General features: G+C 66.3%; 3 protein-coding genes and 1 pseudogene. 3 read left to right on the plus strand and 1 reads right to left on the minus strand.

Annotation, left to right across the window (positions count from 1 at the left end; genetic code table 11):
• The 3 genes and pseudogenes from WAN02_RS05380 to WAN02_RS05390 all read left to right on the plus strand — a co-directional run.
• A pseudogene (locus tag WAN02_RS05380) lies at positions 1-591 on the plus strand (arylsulfatase); the annotation flags it as partial.
• Positions 584-1,285 carry a hypothetical protein gene (locus tag WAN02_RS05385; RefSeq protein WP_422263144.1) on the plus strand — a complete coding sequence of 234 codons (702 nt, stop codon included), beginning with the start codon at positions 584-586 and terminating at the stop codon, positions 1,283-1,285. The pseudogene WAN02_RS05380 and the gene WAN02_RS05385, both read left to right, overlap by 8 nt.
• A 4-nt stretch (positions 1,286-1,289) precedes the next feature.
• Positions 1,290-2,204: a formylglycine-generating enzyme family protein gene (locus tag WAN02_RS05390; RefSeq protein ID WP_422263145.1), complete on the plus strand. Its 915-nt coding sequence runs from the start codon at positions 1,290-1,292 to the stop codon at positions 2,202-2,204.
• Here WAN02_RS05390 and pstS read toward each other — a convergent pair.
• Positions 2,178-3,275, minus strand: a complete 1,098-nt coding sequence (gene pstS, locus WAN02_RS05395; RefSeq protein WP_422263146.1) for a phosphate ABC transporter substrate-binding protein PstS — start codon at positions 3,273-3,275, stop codon at positions 2,178-2,180. The genes WAN02_RS05390 and pstS overlap by 27 nt on opposite strands.
• Between the last annotated feature and the right edge of the window lie 21 nt (positions 3,276-3,296).

A 3,296-nucleotide genomic window follows, 5' to 3' on the forward strand; every position in this document is an offset into this window, starting at 1 on the left:
CGGCCATACCTGGCGAGTGAACGGGAGAGCTACGTCTACTACCCCGACTGCGCCGAAGTGGCCACCGGCGCCGCGCCCGAGATCCGCGGCCGCTCGTTTGCAGTACTCGCCGATGTCACCGTCGACAGCGCCGGCGCCGAAGGAGTGCTGTTCAAGCACGGCGGCGCGCACGGCGGGCACGTGCTGTTCATTCAGGACGGACGGCTGCACTACGTCTACAACTTCCTCGGTGAGCGCTTGCAGGAGGTGTCCTCGTCGCAGGCGGTACCGCTGGGCCGTCATCTGCTCGGCGTCACGTACACCCGCACCGGCACGGTGCAGAACAGCCACACGCCGCTCGGCGACGTCACGCTGTTCATCGACGACGCGACGGTCGGCACGCTTGCCGACGTGCAGTCGCATCCGGGGACCTTCGGATTAGCCGGTGCCGGCATCACCGTCGGACGCAACGGTGGTTCAGCGGTGTCCAGCCGATACAAGGCGCCGTTCGTGTTCAGCGGCGGCACCATCGCGCAGGTGACCGTCGATCTGTCTGGCCGGCCATATCAGGACGTGGAAAAAGAATTGGCGCTGGCTTTTTCGCGTGACTGAGCCGCGGCCGAGATCTCGTCGGGCGTTGCCGGCAATGGCCGCTCTGGCGACGATCGCCGTGCTGCCGGGTTGCGAGCGGACCATCGACGGGGTCGCTGCCTGGACTGGGGGGTCCGCGCAGTCCGCGACCGGGTCGCAACGCCCCACAAAGGGCAGCCGCGCGCCTGTTCCCGGGATCGAGACGACATTGCCGGAGCACATTCCGCCCAATGCATTCGTCTGCTTCCCGGGGCCGCCCGGGATCGGCATCGGCACCGTCGCTCAGGTGTCCGATCCTGCTGCGCCGAGGATCACGCTGACGGTCCCTGAAGCCTGGGCCAGTGACCCGGGGCAAGGAGATGTGGCGTTGTCCCTCAACGGGCCGGATGGCATGACCGGCACCGTGACCATCACCGTGACGGCGCGCGACCCGGCCTCGGCCTTCGCCGATTACGTTGCCACGCTGGCGCGTTCGAAGCCCGACATCCAGGTCGACACGGTAGGCGTCGAGTTCTGCGGGTACAGCAGCCAGAAGCTCACCGGAACATTCCTCGGACCCCAGGGCACATGTGAGTTCGCCGACCGCATCACCCACATCTGGACCAACACGAGTCAATATCTGGTCGCCATTCACTTGGAAGGGCCACAGGATGCCGCGGGGTTCGGTGCCGCGAAAGCCGCGCTGATGCAAGACTTCGCCGTCGTCATACCCTGAACCCATGCCCACCGAGCTCGTCGACCTGCCAGCGGGGTCATTCCGCATGGGATCGACGAGCTTCTATCCCGAGGAAGCGCCGATCCACACCGCGAGCGTCGACGCTTTCGCGATCGAGCGGCATCCGGTGACCAACGCCCAATTCGCCGAGTTCATCACCGCCACAGGGTATGTGACGGTAGCCGAGCAGCCCCTCGACCCGGCGCTCTACCCCGACGCCGATCCGGCCGAAATGCATTCTGGGGCAATGGTTTTTCGCCCCACGCCGGGTCCGGTCGACTTGCGGAACTGGCGGCAATGGTGGATCTGGGTGCCGGGTGCCAGTTGGCGGCATCCGTTCGGGCCGGACAGCGACGTTGCCGACCGGCCCGATCATCCGGTGGTGCAAGTGGCGTATCCCGATGCCGCGGCGTACGCGCGGTGGGCCGGCCGGCGGTTGCCGACCGAAGCCGAATGGGAATACGCCGCGCGCGGCGGGGCCGGGACCACCTATGCGTGGGGCGACGACGAGAAGCCCGACGGCAAGCCGATGGCCAACACCTGGCAGGGCAGCTTTCCCTATCGCAACGAGGGGGCACTTGGCTGGGTCGGCACCTCACCGGTGGCCGAGTTCCCCCCGAACGGATTCGGTCTCTTCGACATGATCGGCAACGTCTGGGAATGGACGGCCACCGAATTCTCCGCCCACCATCGGCTGGACGCGCCGCCCAAATCCTGTTGTGCGCCAACGGGGCCCGCCGACCCGACCATCGCGCAGACCCTCAAGGGTGGCTCGCACCTGTGTGCCCCTGAGTACTGCCACCGGTATCGCCCGGCCGCGCGCTCGCCGCAGTCGCAGGACACCGCGACCACCCACCTCGGGTTCCGGTGTGTGGGCGATCCGCCCGCCGAATCAGCTGATCGCGTCGGCCGCGCCTGAGACCTTCGCCTGGAAGTCGGGAGGCAGCGGGATGTAGCCGTTCTTGTCCAGGTCGATCTGGCCGGGCCCGAGTGTGGCCTGCAGGGCGGCTTTGACAGCCATACCGGTCTGCGGGTCGGGGTACTTCGAGCAGACGATCTCGTAGGTCGCCATCACGATCGGATAGACGTCGTCCTGGGTGGGGTTGTAGAACGACGAGAGGTCGAGCACGAGGTCGTTCCCCTTACCGATGATCTTGGCCCCGGCGATGGTCTTACCAACGGAGTCGGTGCCGATCCGCACCGGCCGCCTCGTCTTGCGACTGGCCGGGGTCTTGATCTCCGCGGCGAACAATCCTTGCTCCATCGCGAAGGACAACTCGTTGTAGGTGATCGCACCCTCGGTGTTCTTCACCATCGCCGAGGTGCCGTCGTTCCCTTTGGCGCCGGTGCCGACGCCCCCCTTGAACTCCTTGCCGGTGCCCTGGGTCCACACCCCACCCGCTGCGGCCTGCAGATAAGCCTGGAAGTTGGCGGTGCTGCCAGAGTTGTCGCTGCGGTGCACGACGTGGATCTCTTCGGACGGCATCGACGCGTTGAGCGCCGTGATCGACGGGTCGTCCCAGCGAGTGATGCTGCCGTTGAAGATCCCAGCCAGCGTTTGCGCGTCGAGCACCAGGAAGTCGACAGGGAGGTTGTAGGTGATGGCCAGCGGGCCGAAGACCACCGGCAGGTTCCAGGCGTCGGCCCCGCCGCAGCGCTGCTTGGCGGCGGCGTATTTGTCATCGCTGAGTGGGGTGTCCGATCCGGCGAAATCGCTCGTGCCGGCTAGGAAATCGGTGATTCCGGCACCCGAGCCGTTCGCGGTGTAGTTCAGGCTGTGCCCGGGGCAGGACTTGCTGTAGGCGCTGATGAACCGCTTCATCGCGTTGGCTTGCGCGGTGGAGCCGCTGGCCGATATCTCCGACTTACCGCCGCAGTTCACCACCACGCTTGCATAGGCCATGCTGGTATGCGGAACTTCGCATCCCGACAGCACTGTGGAGCCGGCGGCCAGCAAACTGATGGCAGCGGCTAGTCGTCTGTGCTTCATGTTGATTGCCTCACCCCGGAC

It is taken from the genome of Mycobacterium sp., assembly GCF_049281135.1.
Lineage (GTDB): Bacteria > Actinomycetota > Actinomycetes > Mycobacteriales > Mycobacteriaceae > Mycobacterium.